General features: G+C 72.4%; 29 protein-coding genes. 15 read left to right on the top strand and 14 right to left on the bottom strand.

Features of this window, described 5'->3' with window-relative positions; all coding sequences use genetic code 11:
* Positions 1-25 precede the first annotated feature (25 nt).
* A complete protein-coding gene (locus tag ACMCNK_RS18175; RefSeq protein WP_412737597.1) occupies positions 26-1,447 on the top strand; it encodes a leucyl aminopeptidase family protein in 1,422 nt (473 codons plus the stop codon).
* Here ACMCNK_RS18175 and ACMCNK_RS18170 read toward each other — a convergent pair.
* The gene (locus tag ACMCNK_RS18170) at positions 1,437-2,108 is read right to left on the bottom strand and encodes an O-methyltransferase (RefSeq protein WP_412737596.1); all 672 of its coding nucleotides are present in this window, start codon (positions 2,106-2,108) and stop codon (positions 1,437-1,439) included. The two genes, ACMCNK_RS18175 and ACMCNK_RS18170, sit on opposite strands and share 11 nt — an antisense overlap.
* A gap of 173 nt (positions 2,109-2,281) precedes the next feature.
* On the opposite strand from ACMCNK_RS18170, the gene ACMCNK_RS18165 reads away from it, so the two are divergent.
* Both ACMCNK_RS18165 and ACMCNK_RS18160 read left to right on the top strand, forming a co-directional pair.
* On the top strand, positions 2,282-3,541 hold the full coding sequence (locus ACMCNK_RS18165) for a S1C family serine protease (RefSeq protein WP_412740899.1): 1,260 nt from the start codon (positions 2,282-2,284) through the stop codon (positions 3,539-3,541).
* 73 nt (positions 3,542-3,614) lie between these two features.
* Positions 3,615-4,061: a preprotein translocase subunit TatB gene (locus ACMCNK_RS18160; RefSeq protein WP_412737595.1), complete on the top strand. Its 447-nt coding sequence runs from the start codon at positions 3,615-3,617 to the stop codon at positions 4,059-4,061.
* 12 nt (positions 4,062-4,073) lie between these two features.
* Here ACMCNK_RS18160 and ACMCNK_RS18155 read toward each other — a convergent pair whose 3' ends face one another.
* From ACMCNK_RS18155 to ACMCNK_RS18145, 3 genes are all read right to left on the bottom strand, one after another.
* On the bottom strand, positions 4,074-5,228 hold the full coding sequence (locus ACMCNK_RS18155) for an Mrp/NBP35 family ATP-binding protein (protein WP_412737594.1): 1,155 nt from the start codon (positions 5,226-5,228) through the stop codon (positions 4,074-4,076).
* 248 nt (positions 5,229-5,476) lie between these two features.
* Complete coding sequence (locus tag ACMCNK_RS18150; protein WP_412737593.1) at positions 5,477-5,992, bottom strand: DUF1003 domain-containing protein; 516 nt, start codon at positions 5,990-5,992, stop codon at positions 5,477-5,479.
* Positions 5,985-7,298 carry a magnesium transporter MgtE N-terminal domain-containing protein gene (locus ACMCNK_RS18145; RefSeq protein ID WP_412737592.1) on the bottom strand — a complete coding sequence of 438 codons (1,314 nt, stop codon included), beginning with the start codon at positions 7,296-7,298 and terminating at the stop codon, positions 5,985-5,987. The genes ACMCNK_RS18150 and ACMCNK_RS18145 overlap by 8 nt, the downstream gene beginning before the upstream one ends.
* Before the next feature lie 27 nt (positions 7,299-7,325).
* Between ACMCNK_RS18145 and ACMCNK_RS18140 the strand changes: the two genes are divergently transcribed.
* Positions 7,326-8,198, top strand: coding sequence for a PhzF family phenazine biosynthesis protein (locus ACMCNK_RS18140; RefSeq protein ID WP_412737591.1), 873 nt, complete (start codon positions 7,326-7,328; stop codon positions 8,196-8,198).
* A 1-nt stretch (position 8,199) separates the two neighbouring features.
* Here ACMCNK_RS18140 and ACMCNK_RS18135 read toward each other — a convergent pair whose 3' ends face one another.
* Both ACMCNK_RS18135 and ACMCNK_RS18130 read right to left on the bottom strand, forming a co-directional pair.
* Positions 8,200-8,694, bottom strand: a complete 495-nt coding sequence (locus ACMCNK_RS18135) for a hypothetical protein (protein WP_412737590.1) — start codon at positions 8,692-8,694, stop codon at positions 8,200-8,202.
* 12 nt (positions 8,695-8,706) lie between these two features.
* A complete protein-coding gene (locus tag ACMCNK_RS18130) occupies positions 8,707-9,423 on the bottom strand; it encodes an HAD family hydrolase (RefSeq protein WP_412737589.1) in 717 nt (238 codons plus the stop codon).
* Between the two features lie 133 nt (positions 9,424-9,556).
* Here ACMCNK_RS18130 and ACMCNK_RS18125 point away from each other — a divergent pair, with 133 nt between their 5' ends.
* Positions 9,557-10,531, top strand: a complete 975-nt coding sequence (locus tag ACMCNK_RS18125; RefSeq protein ID WP_412737588.1) for a DMT family transporter — start codon at positions 9,557-9,559, stop codon at positions 10,529-10,531.
* Positions 10,532-10,694: 163 nt separating this feature from the next.
* Here the strand turns inward: ACMCNK_RS18125 and ACMCNK_RS18120 are convergent, their stop codons facing one another.
* A complete protein-coding gene (locus ACMCNK_RS18120; protein WP_412737587.1) occupies positions 10,695-11,423 on the bottom strand; it encodes a DUF4190 domain-containing protein in 729 nt (242 codons plus the stop codon).
* 158 nt (positions 11,424-11,581) lie between these two features.
* On the opposite strand from ACMCNK_RS18120, the gene ACMCNK_RS18115 reads away from it, so the two are divergent.
* The gene (locus ACMCNK_RS18115; protein ID WP_412737586.1) at positions 11,582-12,523 is read left to right on the top strand and encodes an SDR family NAD(P)-dependent oxidoreductase; all 942 of its coding nucleotides are present in this window, start codon (positions 11,582-11,584) and stop codon (positions 12,521-12,523) included.
* Between the two features lie 69 nt (positions 12,524-12,592).
* Here ACMCNK_RS18115 and ACMCNK_RS18110 read toward each other — a convergent pair whose 3' ends face one another.
* The 4 genes from ACMCNK_RS18110 to trxA all read right to left on the bottom strand — a co-directional run bounded on the left by ACMCNK_RS18110 (position 12,593) and on the right by trxA (position 15,215).
* A complete protein-coding gene (locus tag ACMCNK_RS18110) occupies positions 12,593-13,072 on the bottom strand; it encodes a DUF4190 domain-containing protein (RefSeq protein ID WP_412737585.1) in 480 nt (159 codons plus the stop codon).
* Positions 13,073-13,187: 115 nt separating this feature from the next.
* On the bottom strand, positions 13,188-13,595 hold the full coding sequence (locus tag ACMCNK_RS18105) for a CoA-binding protein (protein WP_412737584.1): 408 nt from the start codon (positions 13,593-13,595) through the stop codon (positions 13,188-13,190).
* A gap of 20 nt (positions 13,596-13,615) precedes the next feature.
* Entirely contained in the window at positions 13,616-14,743 is a 1,128-nt protein-coding gene (locus tag ACMCNK_RS18100) for an Rv2578c family radical SAM protein (protein WP_412737583.1), read from the bottom strand.
* Between the two features lie 109 nt (positions 14,744-14,852).
* A complete protein-coding gene (trxA, locus tag ACMCNK_RS18095) occupies positions 14,853-15,215 on the bottom strand; it encodes a thioredoxin (RefSeq protein ID WP_412737582.1) in 363 nt (120 codons plus the stop codon).
* A 505-nt stretch (positions 15,216-15,720) separates the two neighbouring features.
* On the opposite strand from trxA, the gene ACMCNK_RS18090 reads away from it, so the two are divergent.
* The 7 genes from ACMCNK_RS18090 (at position 15,721) to ACMCNK_RS18060 (ending at position 20,873) form a co-directional block, all read left to right on the top strand.
* A complete protein-coding gene (locus ACMCNK_RS18090; RefSeq protein ID WP_412737581.1) occupies positions 15,721-16,344 on the top strand; it encodes a TrmH family RNA methyltransferase in 624 nt (207 codons plus the stop codon).
* A gap of 161 nt (positions 16,345-16,505) precedes the next feature.
* A complete protein-coding gene (locus ACMCNK_RS18085) occupies positions 16,506-17,177 on the top strand; it encodes a DUF6758 family protein (RefSeq protein WP_412737580.1) in 672 nt (223 codons plus the stop codon).
* Between the two features lie 118 nt (positions 17,178-17,295).
* Positions 17,296-17,454 (top strand): hypothetical protein, encoded by a 159-nt coding sequence (locus ACMCNK_RS18080; RefSeq protein ID WP_165449439.1) that lies wholly within the window; start codon positions 17,296-17,298, stop codon positions 17,452-17,454.
* Positions 17,455-17,463: 9 nt separating this feature from the next.
* Positions 17,464-18,309, top strand: coding sequence for a PH domain-containing protein (locus tag ACMCNK_RS18075; RefSeq protein WP_412737579.1), 846 nt, complete (start codon positions 17,464-17,466; stop codon positions 18,307-18,309).
* A 43-nt stretch (positions 18,310-18,352) separates the two neighbouring features.
* Positions 18,353-19,204, top strand: a complete 852-nt coding sequence (locus ACMCNK_RS18070) for a PHP domain-containing protein (RefSeq protein WP_412737578.1) — start codon at positions 18,353-18,355, stop codon at positions 19,202-19,204.
* Positions 19,205-19,256: 52 nt separating this feature from the next.
* Positions 19,257-19,868 (top strand): MarC family protein, encoded by a 612-nt coding sequence (locus ACMCNK_RS18065; protein ID WP_412737577.1) that lies wholly within the window; start codon positions 19,257-19,259, stop codon positions 19,866-19,868.
* Positions 19,869-20,057: 189 nt separating this feature from the next.
* Positions 20,058-20,873, top strand: a complete 816-nt coding sequence (locus tag ACMCNK_RS18060; RefSeq protein WP_412740898.1) for a RecB family exonuclease — start codon at positions 20,058-20,060, stop codon at positions 20,871-20,873.
* Here the strand turns inward: ACMCNK_RS18060 and ACMCNK_RS18055 are convergent.
* Complete coding sequence (locus tag ACMCNK_RS18055; RefSeq protein WP_412737576.1) at positions 20,870-21,733, bottom strand: oxygenase MpaB family protein; 864 nt, start codon at positions 21,731-21,733, stop codon at positions 20,870-20,872. The genes ACMCNK_RS18060 and ACMCNK_RS18055 overlap by 4 nt on opposite strands.
* 235 nt (positions 21,734-21,968) lie before the next feature.
* Here ACMCNK_RS18055 and ACMCNK_RS18050 point away from each other — a divergent pair, with 235 nt between their 5' ends.
* Complete coding sequence (locus tag ACMCNK_RS18050) at positions 21,969-22,445, top strand: DUF2231 domain-containing protein (RefSeq protein WP_412737575.1); 477 nt, start codon at positions 21,969-21,971, stop codon at positions 22,443-22,445.
* Between the two features lie 53 nt (positions 22,446-22,498).
* Here ACMCNK_RS18050 and ACMCNK_RS18045 read toward each other — a convergent pair whose 3' ends face one another.
* Entirely contained in the window at positions 22,499-22,819 is a 321-nt protein-coding gene (locus tag ACMCNK_RS18045) for a translation initiation factor 2 (RefSeq protein ID WP_412737574.1), read from the bottom strand.
* Positions 22,820-22,882: 63 nt separating this feature from the next.
* Between ACMCNK_RS18045 and ACMCNK_RS18040 the strand changes: the two genes are divergently transcribed.
* Positions 22,883-23,062 carry a hypothetical protein gene (locus tag ACMCNK_RS18040; RefSeq protein WP_412737573.1) on the top strand — a complete coding sequence of 60 codons (180 nt, stop codon included), beginning with the start codon at positions 22,883-22,885 and terminating at the stop codon, positions 23,060-23,062.
* A gap of 60 nt (positions 23,063-23,122) precedes the next feature.
* Here ACMCNK_RS18040 and ACMCNK_RS18035 read toward each other — a convergent pair whose 3' ends face one another.
* Positions 23,123-23,377 (bottom strand): hypothetical protein, encoded by a 255-nt coding sequence (locus ACMCNK_RS18035; protein WP_412737572.1) that lies wholly within the window; start codon positions 23,375-23,377, stop codon positions 23,123-23,125.
* Positions 23,378-23,669: the final 292 nt, after the last annotated feature.

The following is a 23,669-nucleotide window of genomic DNA, read 5'->3' as shown; positions in this document are numbered from 1 at the left end:
CGTTGTCCGGAAAGGTCATCCGTCAGTGTTTCCGATCCGTTTGGTCGCGCGTCCCGGCGACGACCGTACCCGTGTGATGGTGGTCGGCCCCGCGGGGCCCCTGGCCACCGAGACCGACAGCGCTGCCGAGCTGTCCGAGTTGTGCCGCAGCGCCGACACGCCCGGGCGCGCCGGGACCGTGCAGGTTCTGCCGCGCCCCCTGCGTACCCCGGCCAAGGTCCTGGCCGTGGGCGTCGGCGCTGCCGACGAGGCCGGGTGGCGCGCGTGCGGCGCGGCCGCGGCCCGCACTGCGGCCGCCGACGAACCGCTCGCCGTCGTGCTGCCCGCCGGGGCGGCCCCGGACGCGGTCCACGGCCTTGCCGAAGGGCTCTGGCTCGGCGGCTACCGAGCCCCGGGCGGGGCGAAGACGTCCCGCACCGCCGAGGTCGAGCTGGTCGTCGACGACCCCGACCGGTACGCCGACGGCCTCGACGTCGCCCGCGCTGGGGCGAGCGCCGCCTGGCTGGCCCGCGACCTCACCAACACACCGTCCTCGGTGAAGAACCCGGCCTGGTTCGCCGAGCGGATGCTCGCCGAGTCCGCCGGCCGCCCCGGCCTGACCGCGACCGTGTGGGAGCCGGACCGGCTGGCCGCCGAGGGCTTTGGCGGCGTGCTCGCGGTCGGTGGCGGCTCGGCCAACCCGCCCCGCATGGTCGAGCTGGCCTGGGCGCCCTCCGGCGCCACGCGGCACGTCGTGCTGGTCGGCAAGGGCGTCACGTTCGACACCGGCGGGATCTCCATCAAGCCGGTCGGCGCGATGCAGCTCATGCGCAAGGACATGGGCGGGGCCGCGGCGGTCGTGGCGGCCACCCTCGCGGTCGCCGACCTGCGCCTGCCCGTCCGGGTGACCACGCTCGTCCCGCTCGCCGAGAACGCGGTGAGCGGATCCGCGTACCGGCCCGGGGACGTGATCACCCACTTCGACGGCACCACGAGCGAGAGCACCAACACCGACGCCGAGGGCCGCCTCGTGCTCGCCGACGCCCTCGGGTACGCGGTCGCCCGCCTCGCCCCGGACGTCGTCATTGACCTGGCCACCCTCACCGGCGCGAACGCGGTCGCGCTGGGCACCCGTACCGCCGCCCTGTACAGCCACGACGACGAGCTGGCCCGGGCGCTGTTCGCGGCCGGGGAGGCGAGCGGCGAGCGGATGTGGCGCATGCCGCTGCCCGACGACTACGCCGAGTACCTGCGCAGTGACATCGCGGACCGGCACAGCTCCCCGGCGCAGGGCGGCGGCTCCGTGACGGCCGCGCTGTACCTGCGCGAGTTCCTCGGTGACCGGGCGGACCGCTGGGCCCACCTGGACATGAGCGCACCGAGCTGGGCGTCCGCCGCCGACGGCGAACTCAGCAAGGGCGCCACCGGATGGGGAGCCCGGATGCTGCTGCGGTACCTCAGCGCTTGACCGCGGCGAGCATCCCCGCACCGCTCGGAATGAGCGCGGGGATCCACTCGTCGGCCTCGCGTACCGCCTTGACGGTCTCCCGGATCGTCACGGTGTCGACGTCGCGGGCGGCCGGATCACCGATCCGGCCGCCGGCCAGCGCGCCGTTGACCACAAGCACCCCGCCGGGGCGCAGCAGCCGCAGCGCCGCCTCCGCGCACGCGCCGAACTCGGCGGCGTCCGCATCCGCGAACACCAGGTCGTAGACCCCGTCGGCCAGCCTGGGAAGCACGTCCAGCGCCCGGCCGGTGATGATTCGCGTACGCGACGCCGCGAATCCCGCCTCGGCGAAGATGCGCCGGGCGATGCGCTGGTGCTCGCTCTCCACGTCGATCGTGGTGAGGACCCCGTCGGTACGCATCCCGCGCAGCAGCCAGACGCTGCTGACGCCGGTACCCGTACCGATCTCGACCACCGCCTTGGCGTGACCGGCCGCGGCGAGCAGGCGCAACACCGCGCCCGCGCCGGGGGTGACGCAGGGGATGCCGAGCTCGCGCGCCAGCCCGCGAGCGGTCTGCAGGACCAGGTCCTCGGTGGCGTACGCCTCGGCGAAGCTGAGGGACTGTGCCGTCGGCGAGCCGAACGGCCGGGGGGCTGCGGTGACGATGACGACCTCCGGCATAAGGGGGATGGGCGTTGGCTAACCGGCGCACATCGGGTATGAGAGTAGATCGGTGCCCGACCGGCGCGCATCGGGACTTCGATGGATCGAATACCCGGCCTGTGGAGGGGCGACTCGGTGCCACCGATCCGTGTCATCCTGGGAGGGGATCCGGGATGAGTGGAGGCATCGACGTGACCGACGGCTGGAACTGGCGCCAGCCTCAACCGCCGACGCCGCCCACCGGGCCGTCTGCGGCGGGTTCGCCTTGGTGGTCCGACGCGCTCGCGGATCCGTGGCGGGATCCGTACGCTCCGGCGGCCGTGGTGGTGCCCGGTGCCCCGGTGAGCAGCGGGCCTGCGCCCGAGCCGGTCACCGACCCCGACGCGCTGCGCCGCTCGTACGGTCCGGTCCTGCTGATCTGCCTGATCACCGCGCTGCTGGCGGGTGGTCTGGGCGGCACCCTGGGCTACGTGTTCGCGGTCCGTGGCGGGGTCGGCTCCGGGACGACGCTCGGGGCGCAGCCGCAGGCCGCCCCGTCGGCCGCGCAGCGGGCCCCCGACTCCCAGGCCGGGGTGGCGAAGAAGGTGTTGCCCAGCGTGGTCACCGTTCGGGTGACCGGCGCAATCGGGTCGGGCTTCGTGGCCACCGCCGACGGGTACGTGATCACCAACGATCACGTCGTGGAGGGCGCGGACAAGACCATGTCCGTGGCGTTCACGGACGGCACCACGGCCTCGGCCAAGGTCGTCGGGCGCGACCCGGAGTCGGACATCGCCGTCATCAAGGTCGACAAGTCGCGGCTCACCCCGGTCTCGTTCGGCAACTCCGACGCGATCGCGGTCGGCGACCCGGTGCTCGCGTTCGGCGCCCCGCTGGGCCTGGTGAACACGGTGACGTACGGCATCGTCAGTGCACTGGACCGCACCATCCAGGCGGGCGAGCCGGGCGGCACCACCCGCTACTACGCGGCCATCCAGACCGACGCGGCGGTGAACCAGGGCAATTCCGGCGGCCCGCTGGTCGACGGCGACGGCCGGGTCATCGGGATGAACTCCGTGATCCGCTCCGTGGGCGGCACCGAGACCGAGGCGGGCAACATCGGGCTCGCGTTCGCGATCCCGGTCAACCAGGTGCGCCGGGTGGCCAAGGACATCATCGACACCGGCAAGGCCCGGCGTACCGTGATCGGCGCCGAGGTGGCCGCGACCGGCGGTCTGTCCGGTTCCGGCGGCGCGCGGCTGCGCTCCGTGGAGCCGTCCGGGCCCGCCGCCGCGGGTGGCCTCAAGGCCGGTGACGTGCTCACCCGGCTCGACGGCCACCTCATCGAGGACGGCACCGACCTGATCGCCCTGGTCCGCAAGGACGATCCGGGCGCCACCGTGGCGGTCGAGTACCGGCGGGGTGCCAAAACGGCAACGACATCCGTCACCCTGGCCGAGGACGCCAACTGACCCGGGATGCGTACGCTAGGTCGGTCGGTTGTCGATGGTGTAGGTCCGTGGGAGAGCTAGGGGAGGTCGGGCGGTGTTCGAGAACCTGAACTGGTGGGAGATCCTCGCGCTGCTCATGCTCGCCCTGCTGATCTTCGGCGAGCGGCTGCCCAAGGTCATCGGGGACGGCCTGCGGATGCTGCGCGGCCTGCGCGCGATGGCTCAGAACGCGACCAGCGACCTCAGCCGCGAGCTGGGCACGGACATCCAGCTGCAGGACCTGCACCCGAAGGCGTTCATCCGCAAGCACCTGATCAGCGAGGACGAGGAGGCGGCGCTGCGCAAGCCGCTGCAGGGCCTCTTCGACGACGTCAAGAGCGACCTCAACGGGGTCAAGAGCGACCTTGGCGGCGTCGCGGGCACGGGCTCGTGGCGCAGCACACCCGCGGCCAGCACTCCTGCGGCGAGCACCCCGGCCAGCACCCCCGCCCCGCCGGCGCAGACCCGCCCCGCCAGCCGCTTCGACGTCGACGCGACCTGACGGCCTCCGCGGTCAGCCGCGGCGGGCGTTGACCATCAGGCCGAGGGGCTTACCGACCAGCGACTCGCGGCGTACGGCCAGACGCTCGGCGACCGCGTCGAGCGCCTGCGCGGCCGGGGCGGACGGGTCGGCCACCACGATCGGCTCGCCCGCGTCGCCGGCCTCGCGGACGCGGGTGTCCAGCGGGATCTGACCCAGCAGCGGCACCGAGGCCCCCACCGTACGGGTCAGCGACTCGGCGACGGTGGCGCCGCCGCCGGCCCCGAACACCTCCATGCGGGAGCCGTCCGGCAGCTCCAGCCACGACATGTTCTCCACGACGCCGACCAGGCGCTGGTGGGTCTGCAGGGCGATCGCCCCGGCCCGTTCGGCCACCTCGGCGGCCGCGGCCTGCGGGGTGGTCACCACCAGGATCTCCGCGTTCGGCAGGAGCTGGGCCAGGGAGATCGCGACGTCGCCGGTACCCGGCGGCAGGTCCAGCAGCAGGACGTCCAGGTCGCCCCAGTACACGTCCGCGAGGAACTGCTGCAGCGCCCGGTGCAGCATCGGGCCGCGCCACACCACGGCTGCGTTGCCCGCGGTGAACATGCCGATCGAGATGACCTTCACGCCGTGCGACTGCGGCGGCATGATCATGTCCTCGACCCGGGTGGGCTTGCCGTCCACGCCCAGCATGCGCGGCACGGAGTGGCCGTAGATGTCCGCGTCGATCACGCCGACCGACAGGCCCCGCTTGACCAGCGCGGCGGCCAGGTTCACCGTGACGCTTGACTTGCCGACGCCGCCCTTGCCGCTGGCCACCGCGTACACCCTGGTGCGGGAGCCGGGCTGGGCGAACGGGATGACCGGCTCCGCGGCCGCGCTGCCGCCGCGAAGAGTGGCCTGCAACTGCTGGCGCTGCTCGGCGCTCATCACCCCGAAGTCGATCTCGACCGTGGTGATCCCCGGGATCCGGGTGAGCGCCGCGGTGATGTCGGTGTTGAGTTTGTCACGCAGGGGGCATCCGGCGACGGTGAGCAGCAGCTCCACCCGCACCCGCCCGTCCGCGACGGTGAAGCCCTTGACCATGCCGAGATCGGTGATCGGACGGCGGATCTCGGGGTCGTCGACCGTGGCGAGGGCGGCCTGAATGGCCTCTTCGAGCGTTGCTGCAGCGGGCGTTGCCATGGCGACGATGTTACTGCTCGGTCAGCCCCGGTCGTCCTCCCAGCCCGTGTGATGTGTCCGGGCCTTGCGCTGACCGGTCACGGGGCGTCGGCTGGGCGTGCCCTCGTGGCCCTCGCTTCGCTCGGTGCGCTCGGTCACGCGGTGTTGGCTGGGCGTGCCCTCGTGGCCCTCGCTTCGCTCGGTGCGCTCGGTCACGCGGTGTTGGCTGGGCGTGCCCTCGTGGCCCTCGCTTCGCTCGGTGCGCTCGGTCACGCGTCCTGGTCGCGGCGTTCCAGCTTCGCCCGGCGGGCCGCGGCCTCGTCCAGCTCGTCCGCGAGCCGGGCCAGCTCCGAGCGCAGGAAGTCGCGGGTCGCCACCTCGCCCAGCGCGATCCGCAGCGCCGCGATCTCCCGGGCCAGGTACTCCGTGTCGGCCTTCTGCATGGCCGCCCGCCGCCGGTCCTCCTCCATCGCCAGGCGATCCCGGTCGGCCTGCCGGTTCTGCGCCAGCAGGATGAGCGGCGCCGCGTACGACGCCTGCAGCGACAGCACCAGCGTCAGGAACGTGAACGTGTACGGGTCGAACCGCAGCGGCTTCGGGGCCAGCGTGTTCCAGGCGAACCAGGCCCCGATCACCACGGTCATGTAGACGATGAACTTCGCCGTACCCATGTACCGGGCGATGCTCTCCGACCAGCGCCCGAACGCCTCCGGGTCGAACCGGGGCAGACGCACCCGGCCCGGCTCGACGGGCTGGTCGAGCCGGTCGCGCCGCGGCTCACTCATCGCTGAGCCTCGGCAGGATCACGGCGGTCTCGCCCGTTGCGTGCTCGTCGTCCGGGGCGTCGCGGTCGCGCCAGTCCCGCGGCAGCGAATGGTCGAGCACGTCGTCGACCGTCACCGCGCCGAGCAGCCGGTGCGCGGGATCCACCACCGGCATGGCTACCAGGTCGTACGTCGCCATGCGCTTGGTGATCTCCGGCAGGGTGGCCTCGGGGCGCAGCGGGTCGAGATCGTTGTCCACGATGCCGCCGAGCAGGGAGGCGGGCGGTTCGCGCAGCAGACGCTGGAAGTGCACCATGCCCAGGTACTTACCCGTCGGGGTCGCCGACGGCGCCCGGGCGACGAACACCTGGGCCGCAACGACCGGCGACAGCTCGGGGTTGCGGATCCGGGCCAGTGCCTCGGCCACGGTCGCGTCGGGGGTGAGGATCACCGGCTCGGAGGTCATCACGCTGCCCGCGGTGCCGGGCCGGTAACTCATGAGCTGCCGGACCGGGGCGGCCTCCTCGGGCTCCATCAGATCGAGCAGTACCACCTGCTCCGCCTTGGGCAGCTCGGCGAGCAGGTCGGCCGCGTCGTCCGGGTCCATCCGTTCCAGTACGTCGGCCGCGCGCTCCCGGTCCAGCCGGGCCAGGATCTCCACCTGGTCGTGCTCGGGGAGCTCCTCCAGCACGTCGGCCAGCGTGCGGTCGCTGAGGGCGGCCGCCACCTCGTTGCGCCGGGAGTCGGACAGGTCCTGCAACGCGTTGGCCATGTCCGCCGGGCGCATCTGTTCCAGCAGGGCGAGCAGGTTCGACGTGCCCTGGGCGTCCGTGGTGCCGATGAGGCTGCGCACCCGGTCGTACTCGACCTGGTAGACGTGTCCGCGGCGGGTGAGCCGCCCGGCGTGCTCGCGGACCGCGACGCGGGTGACCAGCCATTCGTTGTTGCGGTTCAGTTCCATGCCGAGATCCACGACAGTGCCGGACTGGCCGGAGCCCTCGCCGTCCTCAGGCAGCACGGTCACCCGGCGGTCCAGCAGGTCACCGAGGACCAGCAGTTCGTTCTGGCGCTTTTCGAACCGGCGCAGATTCAGGGTGCCTGTACCGAGCACGACCGCCTCGGCGTCCATCGAGGTCACCCGGCCGATCGGCAGGAAGATCCGCCGCCGCAGGGCCATCTCGGCGACCAGGCCGACCACCTGCGGCGGTCGGTTCGTGGTGCGCAGGCGCACGACCGCGTCGCGGACCCGGCCGACTCGGTCGCCGTTGGGATCGAACACGGGCAGCGCGGCCAAGCGCGCGAGATACACCCTCGTCCCCATGGTCACGGGTTCAGCCTAGGTTAGCGTCGGGGCATGTCTACCGTGGTGTACGAGATCGTGGACGTGTTCACAGACCGGCCGTTCGCGGGGAACCCGTTGGCGGTCGTCTTCGGAGCCGAAGGGCTCGCCGGTGATCAGATGCAGGCGCTGGCGCGCGAGTTCAATCTGTCCGAGTCGGTGTTCGTGCTGCCCGCCGAGTCCGGCGGCAGCTACCGGGCGCGGATCTTCACCCCCGAGGCGGAGTTGCCGTTCGCCGGGCACCCGAGCGTCGGCGCCGCGGTGACCTCGGTCCGCCGCGGTCTGGCTGAGCCGGGCGTCCTCGTTCAGGAGTGCGGAGCCGGTTCGCTGCCCATCGAGGTCACCGGGGACGGCACCGCCACGCTCACCGGGGGCACCCCGACCCTGGGCGAGATGATGGACCCGGAGCCACTGCTGGCCATGGCCGGGCTCACCGCGGACGACCTGGCCGGGAAGGCGGCGCCGCGGCCCGCCGGGTGCGGTCTGGAGTTCGTCTTCCTTCCGGTACGCCACGACGCCCTCGCCCGTGCCCGCGTGGACCAGGCCGCGGCGGAACGGCTCGGCGTGTCGCAGATCAGCGTGTTCGCCTGGGACGAGACGCAGCGGACCGCGTATGCCCGGGTGTTCTGCCCGGGGGTGTCCGTGCCGGAGGACCCGGCCACCGGCTCGGCGGCACTCGGGCTCGGGGTGTGGCTGGTCGCGGCGGGGTGGCTGCCCGGTGCGGGCACCGCGGCGTACACCGTGCACCAGGGGATCGAGATGCGCCGGCCCTCGCTGCTGGCCTGCACGGTAACGGCCGCCGACGGTGCCGCGACCCGGGCCACGGTTGCCGGTCACGTCGTGCCGGTGGCGCGCGGCGAGATCGCCGTGCCGCCGTTTCGTGGCTGAGTCAGCGGCGGCGGACCCGATGCAACCGGAACGGGCGGCGGACCGGCACCCGCGCCGGCGTTTCCCGCGGCGGCGCCGCCTGGGCGTCGTCGGGCAGGGCCGGTGCGGCGGCCGGCTGGTCCGTCGCGGGCGTGAGCCGGACGATCGCGCAGCCGTCGTTCTCCCAGCGCGCGACCAGGTCATCAGCCGTGCCGGATGCGTTGAGGCGCTTCGCGGCGAGTTGCGGCGCGAGCGCAGCCCAGTCTTCCGAGCCGGGCGCGATCCGCGCGACCGCCGTCTCACAGATCACGATCAGCCCACCGGTGTCGCCGCGCAGCCGCACTGTCGCACGGGTCGCCTCGGGCAGCTCGGGGGCGGTCTGCTCACCGGGACCGCTGACCACGATCAGCGTGCCGTCCACCGGCAGGCACCACAGGGCGCGCGCCGGGCCGGCTCCCACGTTGATCCAGGCGACGGCCGCCTTCTTGACGGCTTCCTCCACGAGCGCAGCGGTCACCGGCCCATCCTGTCACGCCGCGGCGGACGATCCGGCCAGGGCAGGCTGACGGTCGATCAGGTGCACGACGTCGGTCAGCGAGGACACGGTCGCGCCGGTGAAGCCGTCGTCGCGGTCGAAGACGAGGTGGTCGGCCAGGTCGGGGGCGGCCAACCGGACCGCGGTCATGCCGACCGCCTCGGCGCCGGTCAGCTCGTGGCTGCCGCCGTCACCGACGTACAGGCATTCCCGCGGCGCGATGCCGAGCCGGGCGCACGCGGCCAGGTAGATCCGCGGATCCGGTTTGCAGATCCCCAGCTCGACCGAGAAGACCTGGGTGTTCAGCAGCCCGGCCACGGGCAGGGTGGGCAGGAACGCGGGCAGCTCGTGCGTGCAGTCGCTGATCAGTGCGGTGGCGAGGCCGCGTCGGCGCAGGGCGGTGAGAGCGCTCACCGCGTCGGCACGCAACCGGGTGTCGGCCCGCATCGCATTGATCCTGGCGGGCATGGCGGCCGCCAGCTGGCCCGGCCGGGGGTGGCCGCCGGCCTGTTCGATCACCCAGCCCAGGGTGTCCTCGGCGGATCCGAAGAGTCCCCGGGCCCGGGCCCGGAACGACCGATCGAGCACGCCGACGACGACGTCAGGGTCGCACCCGAGGAACCGGGCGATGGCGGCATGCTGGGGTCCGCGCCGGACGGAGCGGGTCAGCGTGCCGAAGAAGTCAAACACGACCGCACGGTATGCGGGCATGCCGATCAGCCTCCGGGCATCGAAAGAGTTACATCGAAAGAACGAACAGGGGCCGGAACCGTCGGTGAGCGTAGCCACCGATTCACTCTGCGCTCAATGGAGGTTCACAAATTGTGACGCGGTTGGCCGGGTCATGTCAGCGGCGGGATTGACCGTGTCGTCCACACGCCGGGGATCGCCGCTGCCCACGATTGCCGCACTTGTCGTGGCGGTACTGGCGGTCTCCTCCTCCGCGCCACTGATCAAGTTCGCGGCGGCGCCCGCGCTCGCGGTGGCATTCTGGCGCAACGGTCTCGCCGCCCTCGCACTCACCCCCGTCACTGTCGGCCCGCGCCGCGCCGAGCTGCGCGACGTACTGCGCGGGACGCACCGGCGCGACGGGATGTTCTGCGTGCTGGCCGGCATCGCGCTGGCGGCGCACTTCGCCAGCTGGATGCCCAGCGTGCAGCTCGGTACGGTCGCCACGGCCACCGCCCTGGTCGCCACCCAGCCCGTGTGGCAGGGCCTCATCGCGGCCGCTCAGGGGCGTCGCCCCACCGTGGCCGGCTGGGTCGGTATCGCACTCGCCGTGGCCGGTGCCGCCTGGGCGACGGGCGTGGACGTCGGCGTCTCCGGCAAGGCGGTCGCCGCGGACGTGCTGGCCCTGCTCGGCGGGATGTTCGCCGCGGCGTACACCGCGCTGGGCGAGCGGGCCCGCGTCCGGCTGACCACCACGACGTACACGTGGATCTGCTACGGCACCTGCGCGCTGCTGCTGCTCGTGGTGTGCCTTGCGGCGCGGCTCCCGCTCGGCGGGTACAACACCGGCACCTGGGCGGCGATCCTGGCCCTCGTAGCGGGCGCGCAGCTGCTCGGACACTCGATGTTCAACTACGCGCTGCACCGTACGTCGGCCACCACCGTCAGCGTACTGATCCTGCTGGAGGTGCCCGGCGCGGCGCTCCTGGCCTGGGTGTGGCTCGGTCAGGCGCCGAACGCCGCGGCCCTGCCCGGCCTCGCCCTGCTGCTCGCCGGCGTCGCGGTGGTCGTGCTCGGTGCGGGCCTGCGCCGGGACCGGCGCGACGCCACGGCGTCGCTCGCCGATGCCGCCGACCCGTCGCCCCGCTGAGCGATGCCGCCGACCCGTCGCCCCGCTGAGCGATGCCGCCGACCCGTCGCCTCGCTGACCCGTCTGCTCCCCGGCCACGTGGCCCGGCCGGTGCTCTGTCCCTGCGATCCGCACCGCGGCCGCGGCCCGGTGCTACGTCGTTGGTGAACCTCCCCGGGGCCGGCTACGCCGGGCCGGTGGTGGTGTCGATGGCCGCAAACGCCACCAGGACGACCATGATGAGCGCACCGATCGCGGCGCTGATCCAGCCCACGATGACCCCGGCGAGCGCCAGCCCCGCGCCACCGCCGCCGGTCGTGTGGATGCGGCGGCGGGACACGTGCCCCGTGACGGCGCCGACGACGCCGAGCAGGCCGGTGAATCCCCACGCGCAGAGCCCGCTGGCGGCCAGGCAGGAGATGATGATCGACGCGATGGCCAGCCCGTCCGTCGGCTGCTGTGGTGCGCCGTGGGCGTACGGGTGCCCGGATACCCGAGCGGGGGCCCACCCGTCCGGGGCGGGCACATACGGTCCGGGCGCGCCGAACCAGGCGGGCGCCGCCAGTGCGGGCAGCGCGGACACGGGTGGCGCACCGTCGTCCGCGGTCGTGGCGTTCATGCGCAGTGCGGATGCCGGTGGGGCGCTGCCGTCGTGCGGCGCCGTGTCGTCGATGGGCCGCGCGGATGCCGGTGGCGCGCCGCCGTCGTGCGGCGCCGTGTCGTCGATGGGCCGTGCGGTCACCGATGGTGCGCTGCCGTCGGGTGGCGTCGGGGCGTCCAGGGGCCGCGCGGATGCCGGTGGCGCGCCGTCGATCGATGTGGCGGGCGGGTTCGGTCCGGCGGCGGGAGAGGGGACGCCGGGCGTCGCCACCGGGCCGGTGCCGTCGGGGCCGGGGGGTGCGGGATAGGTCATGGGGAATCTCCGGGCGGGGGATGTCGCGGTCAGGGTAGACCGGTCGATCACGACCTCATGCGGTTACGCAGGGTGATCGAATTCTCGTGCGTCACTTCTGGCGCGCCACGGTGACGTCGATGTTTGCCCCAGAAAGCGCGAGCGGGCAGGATCGCCGCATGGTCTATGACGCACGTTCGGTCAGCGGCAGCCGGTCGAGGCGCGATGCCACCCGCCCCGCGGCCGGCCGCCGACCCCGTGCCGCAGCGTCCGCCGCCGACTCCGAAACGGACGCGGCCGTGGAACCCCCGGCCGTGCTCGTCGCGGACGAGCCGACCGCCGACCCGGACGAGGCGCCGGTGACGCTGCGGCTCGATGGCAAGGTCGCGCTGGTCACGGGTGCGGGCAGCCCGGACGGCATCGGGTACGCGACGGCTCGGCGCCTCCGGGACCTCGGGGCCCGTGTGGCGATCGTGTCCACCACGCGGCGTATTCACGACCGGGCTTCGGAGCTGGGGATCACCGGCTTCGTCGCGGACCTCACCGACGAGGCGGAGGTCGGCGCGCTGGCCGACGCGGTCGCCGATCAGCTCGGCGACATCGAGGTGCTGGTCAACAACGCCGGTCTCGCGAGCCGGACCAGCCCCGAGGTACTGCGCCCGGTGGCTCAGCTGACCTACGACGAGTGGCGCGCCGAGATCGACCGGAATCTGAGCACCGCGTTCCTGTGCAGCCGGGCGTTCGTCGGGAGCATGTGTGAGCGCGGGTGGGGGCGGATCGTCAACCTGGCCGCCACGGCCGGGCCGATCAACGCCCTGCCCACAGAGGCCGCGTACGCCGCCGCGAAGGCCGGCGTGCTCGGGTTGACCCGGGCCCTGGCCATGGAACTCGTCGCCGACGGCGTCAACGTCAACTGCGTCGCACCCGGGACGATCTACACCGCGGCGTCCACGGTGACCGAGATCAAGCAGGGCCTCGGCACCCCGATCGGACGGCCCGGCACCCCGGACGAAGTGGCCGCGGCGATCGCGTTCCTGTGTTCGCCCGCCGCGTCGTACATCACGGGCCAGATGCTCGTCGTGGACGGCGGCAACAGCGTCCGCGAGGCCGAGTTCCGCTGATCCAGCCCGGTCGGCCGGGGTTGTGCCCGGCCGACCGGTTCAGAAGATCACGGCATCGGCTCCGCAGGGTCAGTACGTCGTGGTGCTGCCGTTTGCCGCCGCGACGATGACCAGCACGATCCAGCCGACGCAGAACAGCAGGTAGAGGCCGGTGAAGATGTAGCCGAGCCACAGCCCGGCCGTAGCCAGGCCTTCACCGCCCTCACCGGTCTGCCGGATCTGCTTCTTCGCCACGTGACCCATGACGATCGCGGCCGGCGAGAAGATGAACGCGAAGACCAGGGCCAGGATCGCCATGGTGTTGGTGCTGGGGGCGGCCGCGTAGGGCTGCGCGTACTGCGGCGTCCCGTACGGCGACTGCCCGTACGGCTGCCCGCCCATCGGCGGGTACGACGGCTGTCCGCTGGTCGGCGGCAGGTACGGCTGCCCGCTGGCCGGTGCACCGCTCCCGGGGGCCGCGTACGGGTCCGAGGAGTAGGGGTTCGGCTGCTCGTAGGGCTGTTGCGGCTGGTATGGGTCCGGCGTGCCGCCGGGCGGCGGATAGGTCATGTCAGGGTCCTCCTTGTGTACCCGGCACCGTACTAGTCGCCACGTAGCCGCCGACATCCGCGCCGGGTGTCGGGACCCTGGTGGCGGCCCTGCACGTGCTCGTCGGCCCGGTGCCTCAGACCGGCCCGGTGAGCCCTGCGGCGGCGCGTTCGACCATGACGCAGCTGTCCTCGACATAGTCGAGCCCTGCTTCGGTGGCGATCCGGCGTGCCTCCGCGGACACGATGCCGCTCTGCAGCCACACCGCGGACGCCTTGATGGCGACCGCCTGCCGGACGATGTCGATCGCGTCCACAGCCGGCCGGAACACGTCGACCAGATCGACGTGCTCCCGGATGTCGGCCAGCGTCCGGTAGGCCCGTTGCCCGAACACCTCGTCGACGAACGGGTTCACCGGGATCACGTGCCAACCGTGTCGGAGCATGTGCAGCGGCACCGAGTGCGCCGGTTTCGCGGGGTCGCGGGACGCGCCCACCACGGCGATCACCTTCGCGTCGGCCAAGATCTGCCGTGCACTCCTCATGCTCAGACTCTATCGACGGATCACAGCAGGGTGAGCTGTTCGGCCTGCGCCCGGGCAGAGGCTGGGAGCGCCCGGCGGTCGCGTGGCGGGTCGCCGCGCGCGAGCGCATCGGATGCCGGGCCGCCCGACGGACGGGCGCTTTCGGTTTCCTGCACCCGGCGGGTCTCGACCGGGTCGCGCCGGTGCAGCCCGTGCCGGCGGGCGGCCAGCCGGACCCGGGCGCCGATCTCGGCCTGGAACGGCTGGGACAGGTACGGCCCGCGGCGGTACAGCTCGCGATACCGGGGCGCCAGCTCCGGGTGCTCGCGGGTGAGCCAGGCGGCATACCACTCGCGGGCGCCGGGGCGCAGGTGCAGCGGCAGGGGTGTCACGCTGACCGCTCCCGCCGCGGCGATCGCCGCGACCGTCTGCTCGATCGACTCGTCCGTGTCCGTGAGGCCGGGCAGGATCGGGGCCATCAGCACGCTCACCGCGAATCCCGCATCGGTGAGGGCGCGAACCGCCTCCAGGCGGCGACGCGGGCTGGGCGTGCCCGGCTCGACCGCGCGCCAGACCTGCTCGTCGACGAAGCCGACCGAGAAGGTCAGCCCGACCGCGGTCACCTCGGCGGCCTGCTTGAGCAGCTCCAGGTCGCGCAGGATGAGGGTCCCTTTGGTGAGAATGGAGAACGGGTTGGCGACGTCGCGCAGGGCGGCGAGGATCTGCGGCATCAGGCGGTACCGGCCTTCGGCGCGCTGGTAGACGTCCACGTTGGTGCCCATCGCGATCGGCTCGCCGCGCCACGTGGGAGCGCTCAGCTCACGCCGGACCAACTCGCCCGCATTCACCTTGACCACGATCTTGGTGTCGAAGTCGTGGCCGGCATCGAGGTCCAGGTAGGTGTGGGTGTTCCGGGCGAAGCAGTACGTGCACGCGTGTGAGCAGCCCCGGTACGGGTTGATCGTCCACTGGAACGGCAGGCGGGATGCGCCGGGGACGCGGTTGATGATCGACTTGGCGCGGATCTCGTAGAACGCCATGCCGGCGAAGGACGGGGTGTCGAACGTGCGGACCGTCGCGCCGGGCAGCGCCAGCGGCAGGGGTGGGGCCACCGGCGCTGCCCGGTCGGACGGGTCGCCCCCGGCGGCGGCGAGATGGGACCAGCGCATGGAGTCGATTCGAACACACGTTCGACCCCGCTGTCCATCGCCGGCCCGATGGTCGTACGAAACGGCGAAGGCCCGGCGCGCGGGCGCCGGGCCTTCGTGTGGCAGCGGATCAGTGCTGGTGTGCCGCGAGCTGCTTGCGGACGTCGTCCATGTCCAGCTTCTCGACCTGGTCGATGAGGGACTCGAGCGCCGACTCCGGCAGTGCGCCGGGCTGCGAGAAGACGATCACGCCGTCCCGCACCGCCATGATCGTCGGGATGGAGCGGATGTCGAACTTCGCGGCCAGGGCCTGCTCGGCCTCGGTGTCCACCTTGCCGAACGTGATCTCGGGGTGCTTCTCCGACGAGCGCTCGTACGTCGGCGCGAAGCGCACGCACGGGCCGCACCAGCTGGCCCAGAAGTCGACCAGAACGATGCCGTCCTTGCCGGTGACCTCGTCGAAGTTCGCTGCCGTCAAGTTAACGGTCGCCATGATCTCTCCGTCCATGGGAAAAGTCGTTCGTGCCGTGAAACCCATCGTCCACCTCGGCAATTCCCTTGGCGAGCGCGGTGCAACCGTGGGCTGCGGCACTGTTCCGCGAACAGCGACGACAGGCGACATCACCGATCGTAGGGAGAGCGCTCCCGAGCGTTTACACCTTTCGCGTGACTGTTGCCGCGTTGTGTGCGCGCCGTCTGTCGGAGTTCCGACACTTCGCTGCTCATTGTGTACGTGACCTGCACAGAAGGTAATTGGAAACAAAGTTTCTTGTGACTTGAGTCACGCGTGAGGGCTCTTCACATCGATACGTACGGTGAGGCACACTTTTCCGCAACAGAGCGTGGGCGGCGGGTGCCGGGGAGGGCCCCGCCGCTCATTGCGTCCGCACCCGATTCGGCCGGCGCCGCCGCGACAGTATGGCCGCCCCGAGGTGCGAAGATCGTGGTCCGGAGCCCGTGGGCAGCCACCGGAGATCCCCGCCGTAGCCTGATCGCCCATGACCGAGGACGACGCCGAGATCGGGGTGGGCCCGTGGCCCGGCCCCTGGCCGGACGGCGAGCACTACGACCCCGAGCTGCTCGCGACCGGTGACCGGCGCAACGTGGTCGACCGCTACCGGTACTGGCGCCGCGAGGCGGTCGTCGCCGACCTCGATCACCGCCGCCACGAGTTCCACGTCGCCATCGAGAACTGGCAGCACGATCTCAACATCGGCACGGTGGTCCGCAACGCCAACGCGTTCCTCGCTGCCGAGGTGCACATCGTGGGCCTGCGCCGGTGGAATCGGCGCGGTGCCATGGTCACGGACCGCTATCAGCACGTCCGGCACCACGCCACGATCGAGGACTTCGTGGCGTGGGCTCGCGCCGAAGGACTGCCGGTCGTGGGCATCGACAACCTGCCCGGATCCCACCCGATGGAGACCGTCACGCTGCCGCGCCGGTGCGTGCTGCTGTTCGGGCAGGAGGGGCCGGGGCTGTCCGGAGCCGCCCGCCTGGCCTGTGACCAGGTCTTCTCCATCGCCCAGTACGGCTCGACCCGGTCGATCAACGCGGGCGTCGCGAGCGGAATCGCGATGCACGCCTGGATCCGCTCGCACGCGGGACCGCCGCCCGGGTGACCCGAGTGACCCCAGCCGACCCGACTGGCACCGGGCAGACCCGAGTGACCCCGAAGTGACCGGACTCTGCCGAACCGCCTTGGACGGGGCGAATCCGCACGCGGCGACCACGTTCTGCCGATTCGCTTGACGGAGGCTCGCCCTGCCTCCACGGTAGGGGGGTGGGTGTCACAGTGAGTTGCCCCCGATGCGGTGCGCATGTCCGGCCGCCGGACCTGATGCACAGCGACTGGCGTTGCGACAACTGTGGCGAGGTCCCGCCGTTCCATGTCGCCCAGCACATCGGCGCCGAGATCATCGAGAGCGTCCTGCGCCGGATGGTTCCGCCGGCCGACCGGATCCCGCTGTGGTGCCCGTGGCCGCTCCCGGCAGGCTGGATGGTCACCGGGGTCGGCTGGGCTGGCGACGACCGCAGCGGCGTACGGGCGACCGCGCTCGCCTGCAGTGGGCCCGATCCGCTCGGCGGCGGCCCCGCCGATCTCGTGCTCATCGCGGAGCAGCCCGGCGTCGGCCTCGGCACGCGCTTCGCCGGCATTCCCGGAATCGATCCCGGCAACCTCATCAGCGAGGCCTTGTCGGACTCCGGTCCACAGGGCCCGCACGCCAAGGTCAAGGCGGGTGGCCACCCCACTCCACTGTGGTGCGTCAAGTCCCCGGAGGATAGAAGCGCCTACGTGAGTGAGGCGAAAGGAATGTGGCTCTATGCGGTAGCGTGGCCCGCAAGCGCGGGCTACTTCCTTGCCGAGCACGTCGTCCTGCACGATCTGTCCGATGGGGTGCCGCCCGAGCTTGTGTACGGAGCGCCGTCACCGTACCTGCACGGGAAAGCGTGACCTGCGGGAACGGAATTGGCGATTCGGCCACAATGTTCACACGGAGCGACCAAGCTGATACCGTCGGTACTGTCGCGGCGCTGACCGTCACCCGCACCGGAGGAGAAGAAGGCAGGCCATGATCAAGAAGGTTCTCACCTGGCTTGGCATCGCATTCTTGATCTTCTTTATCGCCTTCAATCCGAACTCGGCGGCCGCGGTGTTCGCATCGCTCGGCAGCACGATCGGCGACATCGCTGAGGGCTTCGGGACGTTCTTCACCAACCTCGTCGCATAGCATTGCCAGATGGGTCCTGATGAGCCGCGTCAGCCCGACGACGAGGGTGCCCGCCGTCCACATCCACACGACGACGACACGTTCGGGTACAACGATCCCGCCTTCAACTCCGGCCCGGGGTACAACCCCGACGCCGCCTATTCGGACGGACCCGGCTACTCGCCGGACGCGGGCTACTCGCCCAGCGCCGGCTACGGCACGTCCGGCGCCGACGAGTACCCCGACGAGTACGAGTCCCCGATCTTCACCGCGGAGGAACTGGAGGGCCTCGACGGCGCCGGTGCCGGTCCCCGCCGCGTCCTGCCGCTGGAGGACGAGCCGACCACGCTGGTCGCGAAGTACCTGTTCCCCACCGAGCGCTACCGCGGCGAATGGAAGCGGCACTGGATCCACCTGACCACCCCGCTCCTCGTCGGCGCCGGCGGCACGCTTCTGCTCGGCTACCTGGCGGGCTTCCTCACCCGGCAGCAGATCGACGGCCTGGTGACAGCCGCGGTCCTGCTCTGGCTCGCCGTGATCGGGTGGGTGACCTGGCGAGTCTTCGACTGGTATTTCGACCGCTTCATCCTCACCAACAAGCGGGTCATGGTCGTCAACGGCATGGTCACCCGAAAGGTGGCCATGATGCCGCTGCTCCGGGTCACCGACATGAAGTACACCCAGTCCCCGCTCGGCCGCATTCTCAACTACGGCACCTTCGTGCTGGAGTCCGCGGGCCAGGACCAGGCCCTGCGCGAGGTCAAGCACCTGCCCAACCCCAACGAGCTGTACCTGCGCGTCGTCGAGGAGATGTACGAGCCCCAGGCGGTCGAGGCGCGCCTGGGCAAGGACGGTGACGCGGGCGACGACGCCTGACGTTCCCGGCCACCTCGGTGCACCCACCGGCTAGCGTCGTCGGGTGACCAGAATCGACCTGCACTGCCACTCGACGGCCAGCGACGGCACCCTGACCCCGGCCGACCTGATGGCGGCAGGCCGCGATGCCGGGCTCGACGTCATGGCGATCACGGACCACGACACCACGGGCGGCTGGGCCGCGGCCGAGGCCGCCCGTCCGGCCGGCCTCGTCCTGGTCCGCGGCGCCGAGTTGTCCTGCCGCTGGTACGGCGTACAGCCGGCGATCCCGCTGCACCTGCTCGCGTACCTGTTCGACCCGACCGAGCCCCGGCTCGCCGGCGACCTGGCCCGACTCCGCACCGACCGGGAACAGCGCGCCGAACGCATCGTCGAGCTGCTGCGCGCGGACGGGGTGGACATCACCTGGCCGGAGGTGCAGGGCTACGCGGCCGGCGGTTCGGTGGGGCGCCCGCACATCGCCCAGGCGCTGATCCGGGCCGGTCTGGTGCGCACCACCAACGAGGCGTTCGCGTCCCGCTGGCTCGGTACGCGGTACTTCGTACCCAAAGCAGACCTGGACGTCTTCGAAGCGGTCCGTGCGGTCCGGGCGGCCGGTGGTGTGCCGGTCTTCGCGCACCCGCGGGCCACCCGCCGGGGCCGGGTCGTGCCGGACAAGCTCATCGAGGAACTGGCCGCGGAGGGCCTGTTCGGGCTGGAGGCGGACCACGAGGACCACTCGCCGCAGGAACGCGAACACGTCCGCGCGCTCGCCGACCGCCTCGGCCTGGTCGTGACCGGGTCGTCGGACTTCCACGGCACGCACAAGACCGTCCGGCTGGGGGCGTTCACGACCGCGCCGGAGGCGTTCGAGCGGATCGCCGCGGCCGCCACCGGCGTTCCCGTGCTGGGGTGACGATCCACCCGGTCGGCTGTCGCAACCTCCCGCCGACCCCTAGGTTGATCTCGTGAACCTCAAGCTGTTCGGCGAGGTCTTCGTGACCCTCCTGGTGATCGTCGACCCGCCGGGCATGGTGCCGGTCTTCCTCGCGCTGACCGGCACCATGCCGGCCAAGCAGCGCACCCGGGCGGGCACCCAGGCGGTCGGGCTCGCGCTCGGCGTCATCGTGGTGTTCGCCGTGGCCGGCCAGACACTGCTCGACTACCTGCACGTCCAGCTGCCCGCGCTGCAGGGCGCGGGCGGGCTGCTGCTCATCCTGGTCGCGCTGCAACTGCTGACGGGCAAGACCGACGAGCCGTCCGAGCAGGGCGGCACGACCAACGTCGCCCTGGTGCCGATCGGCACCCCACTGCTGGCCGGGCCGGGCGCGATCGTCGCCACGATGCTTTTCGTACGGCGGGCCGACGGCGTGGCGGACCACGTGGTCATCGGTCTCGCCATCCTCGCCGTCATGTTCGCGGTGTGGCTGGTCCTGCGGTTCTCCGGTCTCATCGTCCGGCTGCTGCGCCCCGGTGGCATCGAGGTGCTGACCCGCATCGCCGGCCTGCTGCTGGCGGCCATCGCGGTGCAGCTCATCGCGGACGCGGTGGCCTCGTTCGTGCGGCTCTACACGGCCTGACGTTCATCCGTCGGTGGACGCTGAGTCCATTCTGTCGGCGGGTGCTGGCAGGATGACCGCGTGTCTTCGACGAAGTCCCAGCGCGCCCTGCCCGGCCAGCCCGGTCCGCGCCAGCCCGGTCCGGGCCGGCGCGCTCCGGCAAGGTCCGGCCCCGGCAAGCCCGATCACGAGCAGCTCGGCTTCGCCGGCATGCCCGAGCGCCTCTTCGTGTGCACCCCGAGCAAGCTTTCGGCGTACGAGGACTGCCCGCGCCGCTACCGGTATGCGTACGTCGACCGGCCCGCCCCGCCGAAGGGTCCGCCGTGGGCGCACAACTCCCTCGGCGCGAGCGTCCACACCGCCCTGAAGAACTGGTATGCCCTGCCCACGGCCCGCCGCGCTGCCGAGACGCTGCCCACGCTGCTCACCGCCACCTGGGTCGGGGAGGGATATCGCGACTCCGATCAGGAGCGGGTGGCCTACCGGCGCGCGCTGGACTGGCTGGAGTCCTACGTGGCCACCCTCGACCCGGCCGACGAGCCACTGGGCGTGGAGCGCGTGGTCGCGGCCCGGACCGCGGTGCTCGCGTTCAACGGCCGCGCGGACCGGATCGACGCCCGGCCCGGCCCGTCCGGCCCCGAGGCCGTCATCGTGGACTACAAGACGGGCCGTTCCGAGCTCGGCCCCGACGACGCCCGCGGCTCCCGCGCCCTGGCGCTGTACGCGTTCGCGGCGCAGCGCGTGTTCCGCCGCCCGTGCCGCCGCGTCGAGCTGCACCACCTGCCGACCGGGACGGTCGCCGTGCACGAGCACACCGACGATTCGCTGACCCGGCACCTGTCCCGCGCCGAGGACACGGCCCGCGACATCGTCGCCGCCGAGAAGGCGGTCGCCGACGGCGGTGACGCCGACACCGAGTTCCCGGTCCGCCCGGGGGCGTTGTGCGCCTGGTGCGACTTCCGGCGTACCTGCCCGGCGGGTGCCGCCGCACCGGCCAAGGAAACGTGGGCCGCCTTCGAGGGCTAGGCGGCGAGCCCGGCCCGTTCGAGCGCGGCCCGGCGCGTCGGTGAGACCCTGTAACGGCCCGGCGCGGCTGCCAGTACCGCGCCGATGAGCAGGCGCATGCTTCGTACGGACAGGCCCGCGGTCAGGTCCGTCGTCGGCCAGCCGAGCCCGCCGTACATCCGGCGGGCCCACGGTGGCAGCAGCCCGAACGCGGTCGCGGCGACGCCGAGGTACGCCCACCGGGTCGGGCCGAGCGTGAGCCCGAGCCGGAACGCCCGGCTGCCCCAGTCATCCGGGATGGGCGGCACGGTGAGGAACAGCCCGGTCTCGGCGCTGTCCCGGGTCAGCCCCAGCTCCGGCCGGATCGCCTCGTAGTACCGCGCCGTCTCGGCGACCGTACCGGGGACGGTTGCCGGGTCGAGGCCCACCACCTCGGCGGCGCGCCGTTGTTCTGAGTAGTACGCGTCGGCTTCCGCGTCGCTCAGCCTCACCCCGGCCCGCCGGGCGGTGGTGAGGAACGACTCGACCTCGGTGACGTGCACCCAGCGCAGCAGTTCCGGGTCGTCGATCCGGAACTGCTCGCCGGTGCGCGGGTCAACTGCGGTCAGCCGGGAGTGGATGCGGCGCACCCGCCGTCCGGCGGCCGCCACCTCCGCGGTGCTGCCGTAGATCACCGTGCCCACGAAGTCGGTGGTGCGGGTCAGACGCCCCCACGGGTCCGCGCGGTAATCGGAATTCTGCACCACACCGGCCACCGCGCGGGGGTGCAGCGCCTGCAGGTACAGCGAGCGCAGCCCGCCGAGCAGCAGAATCGGCTCCTTGTGCAGCTTCCAGGTGACCGAACCCGGTCCGAAGAGCCCGACATCGTGACGGCTGTCCATGCCCCACAGCCTGCCATGCGGCGGGGACCGCCGGTGGAACGCGTTCGGGCCGCCGTCTCGCGGGAAGATCCGTGGCCCGGTCGCCGTCCCGAGATGCCGGCCGGGGCGCGCGGTGTGACAAACCCGCCCGGTGCGGTGAACCGGATCGTGGTCCGGCGCGTGTGCGCAGACAAAGGGGTTTGCGGTCCCACCTGCCCCTAAGCTGGCGCGGGGGTCCGATGATCAAGGAGTTGCCGTGTTCGATCAGATAAACGGGCTGCCGGTACACGCCCTGGTGCTGCACGCGGCCGTGGTGCTCGTACCGATGCTGGCCCTCGTGTCCGTGATCTACGCCTTCGTGCCGCGCTGGCGTCCGTACGTCGGCTGGGCGGCCGCACTGCTCGCGGTCGCCGCGCCGACCACCGCCTGGGTGGCGGTCAAGTCCGGCGAGCACCTGTACGACCGGCTGGTCGGGCAGGGCATGCAGGGGCCGGTGCTGGGGATCCTCGCGAACCACATGAATTTCGGCCGGCGCACGCTCTGGTTCACCGTGGCGCTGGGGGTGGCCACCCTGGTGATGCTCTTCTTCACGGTCGCCCGTACCGGCCGCAGCCTGCCGCGACCGGCCGAGCTGGTCCTGGCGGTCGTCATCGTGGTGTTGGCCGCGATCTCCGCGTACTACGTCTTCCGCACCGGTGACTCGGGCGCTCACGCGGTGTGGGGCGCGGCGTAAGGACCCGGCTGCCGTTCCGGCCGGCATGTGGGGTGCCGGCCGGGACGGTGCCGTCAGACGAGCGCTCTCGCGCAGAGCAGGCACATCAGGATCAGCCCGATCGCGCCGGCCACCAGGCCGACGCCGTAGGTCACCGTCCGTGCCGATCCTTCCGCGTCGTCCAGCGCGTCGATGTCCTGCGCGGGCATGGAGCGAGGCGGGGGTGGCTGGGCGACCGTGGGCGGGCGCCAGTACGCGGGCGGCGGGTCCGTGCGTGGCGGCCCCGGGTACGGCGGCTCCTTCGCCGGCCCAGGTTGCCCGGGGCGGGCCTGCTCGGGCTCCTGAGCGGGGCGCTGCCAGTAGGCGTCGTCCTCATTACCGGTCGGGGCGCTCACGTTCACCGACGCTACATGCCCGGCGGACCGACGATCGGGACGGCGCGGCTTACCCTCGTATCCGTGGACATCCTGGAACAACCTGAACACGATTCCGACGGTGAGCGCACCGTGGACTTCGAGTCCGAGGAGGCGCCACTGCTGCCGGAGCAGACCCGCGACGACACGGAGCGCGGCTGGGGCGATCGCGAGTACACGAACGACGCACGCCTGCTCGAGGACCGCCCGCCGCACTGGGACTGAACCCCACCGCCCCCCGGCTCGGAGGGGCTGGGTGGCTTGATGGCCGGGGTGGTGGGGTCGCTACTCCGGGCGGATGACGACGGCATAGCCCGCGCCGGCCGGCGCTGCCGCGGCGCGCTCGGCCACCGCCGGGTCGAGCGCCACCAGGAGGCTGCCGCCCGCCGGATCGTCCGGCGCGGTCACCTCGAGCACCAGGACGCCGCGCGCCACGGCAGACCCGCCCGCCCGGGGCGGCTCGTGGCCGCCGACCCGGAACAGGTCGACCCGGTCACCCGGCCGCACCAGCGCGAGCGTGGCCGGGTCAGCGAGCCGCACCGGCAGACCGGCCGCCCCGCTCGGCACACCGGATTGCCCGCTGCCGGACGTGCCCGGAGCGGGCGAGAGCCCGGAGCGCGCGGGCGCGGCGCCAGGCCCGGTGGGGCGGTCGGGCGCGGGAGCGCCATCAGGCCGGGCGGAGTCGGGCGACGGCCTGGAGTCGGGCGAGGGCGTGGAGTCGGGCGAGGGCGTGGCGCCGGGCCCGCCCCGTGCGGGCGGCGACGCGCGGGAGGATGCCGGCGTTCCCGGTGTGATTTCACGCCTGAGAGGTGACGCCGACGGGCAACCCGGC

Origin of the sequence: Krasilnikovia sp. MM14-A1259, from assembly GCF_047159535.1 — a bacterium.
In the GTDB taxonomy this organism is placed as follows: domain Bacteria; phylum Actinomycetota; class Actinomycetes; order Mycobacteriales; family Micromonosporaceae; genus Actinoplanes.
This window is presented reverse-complemented; position numbering and strand designations above follow the sequence as displayed.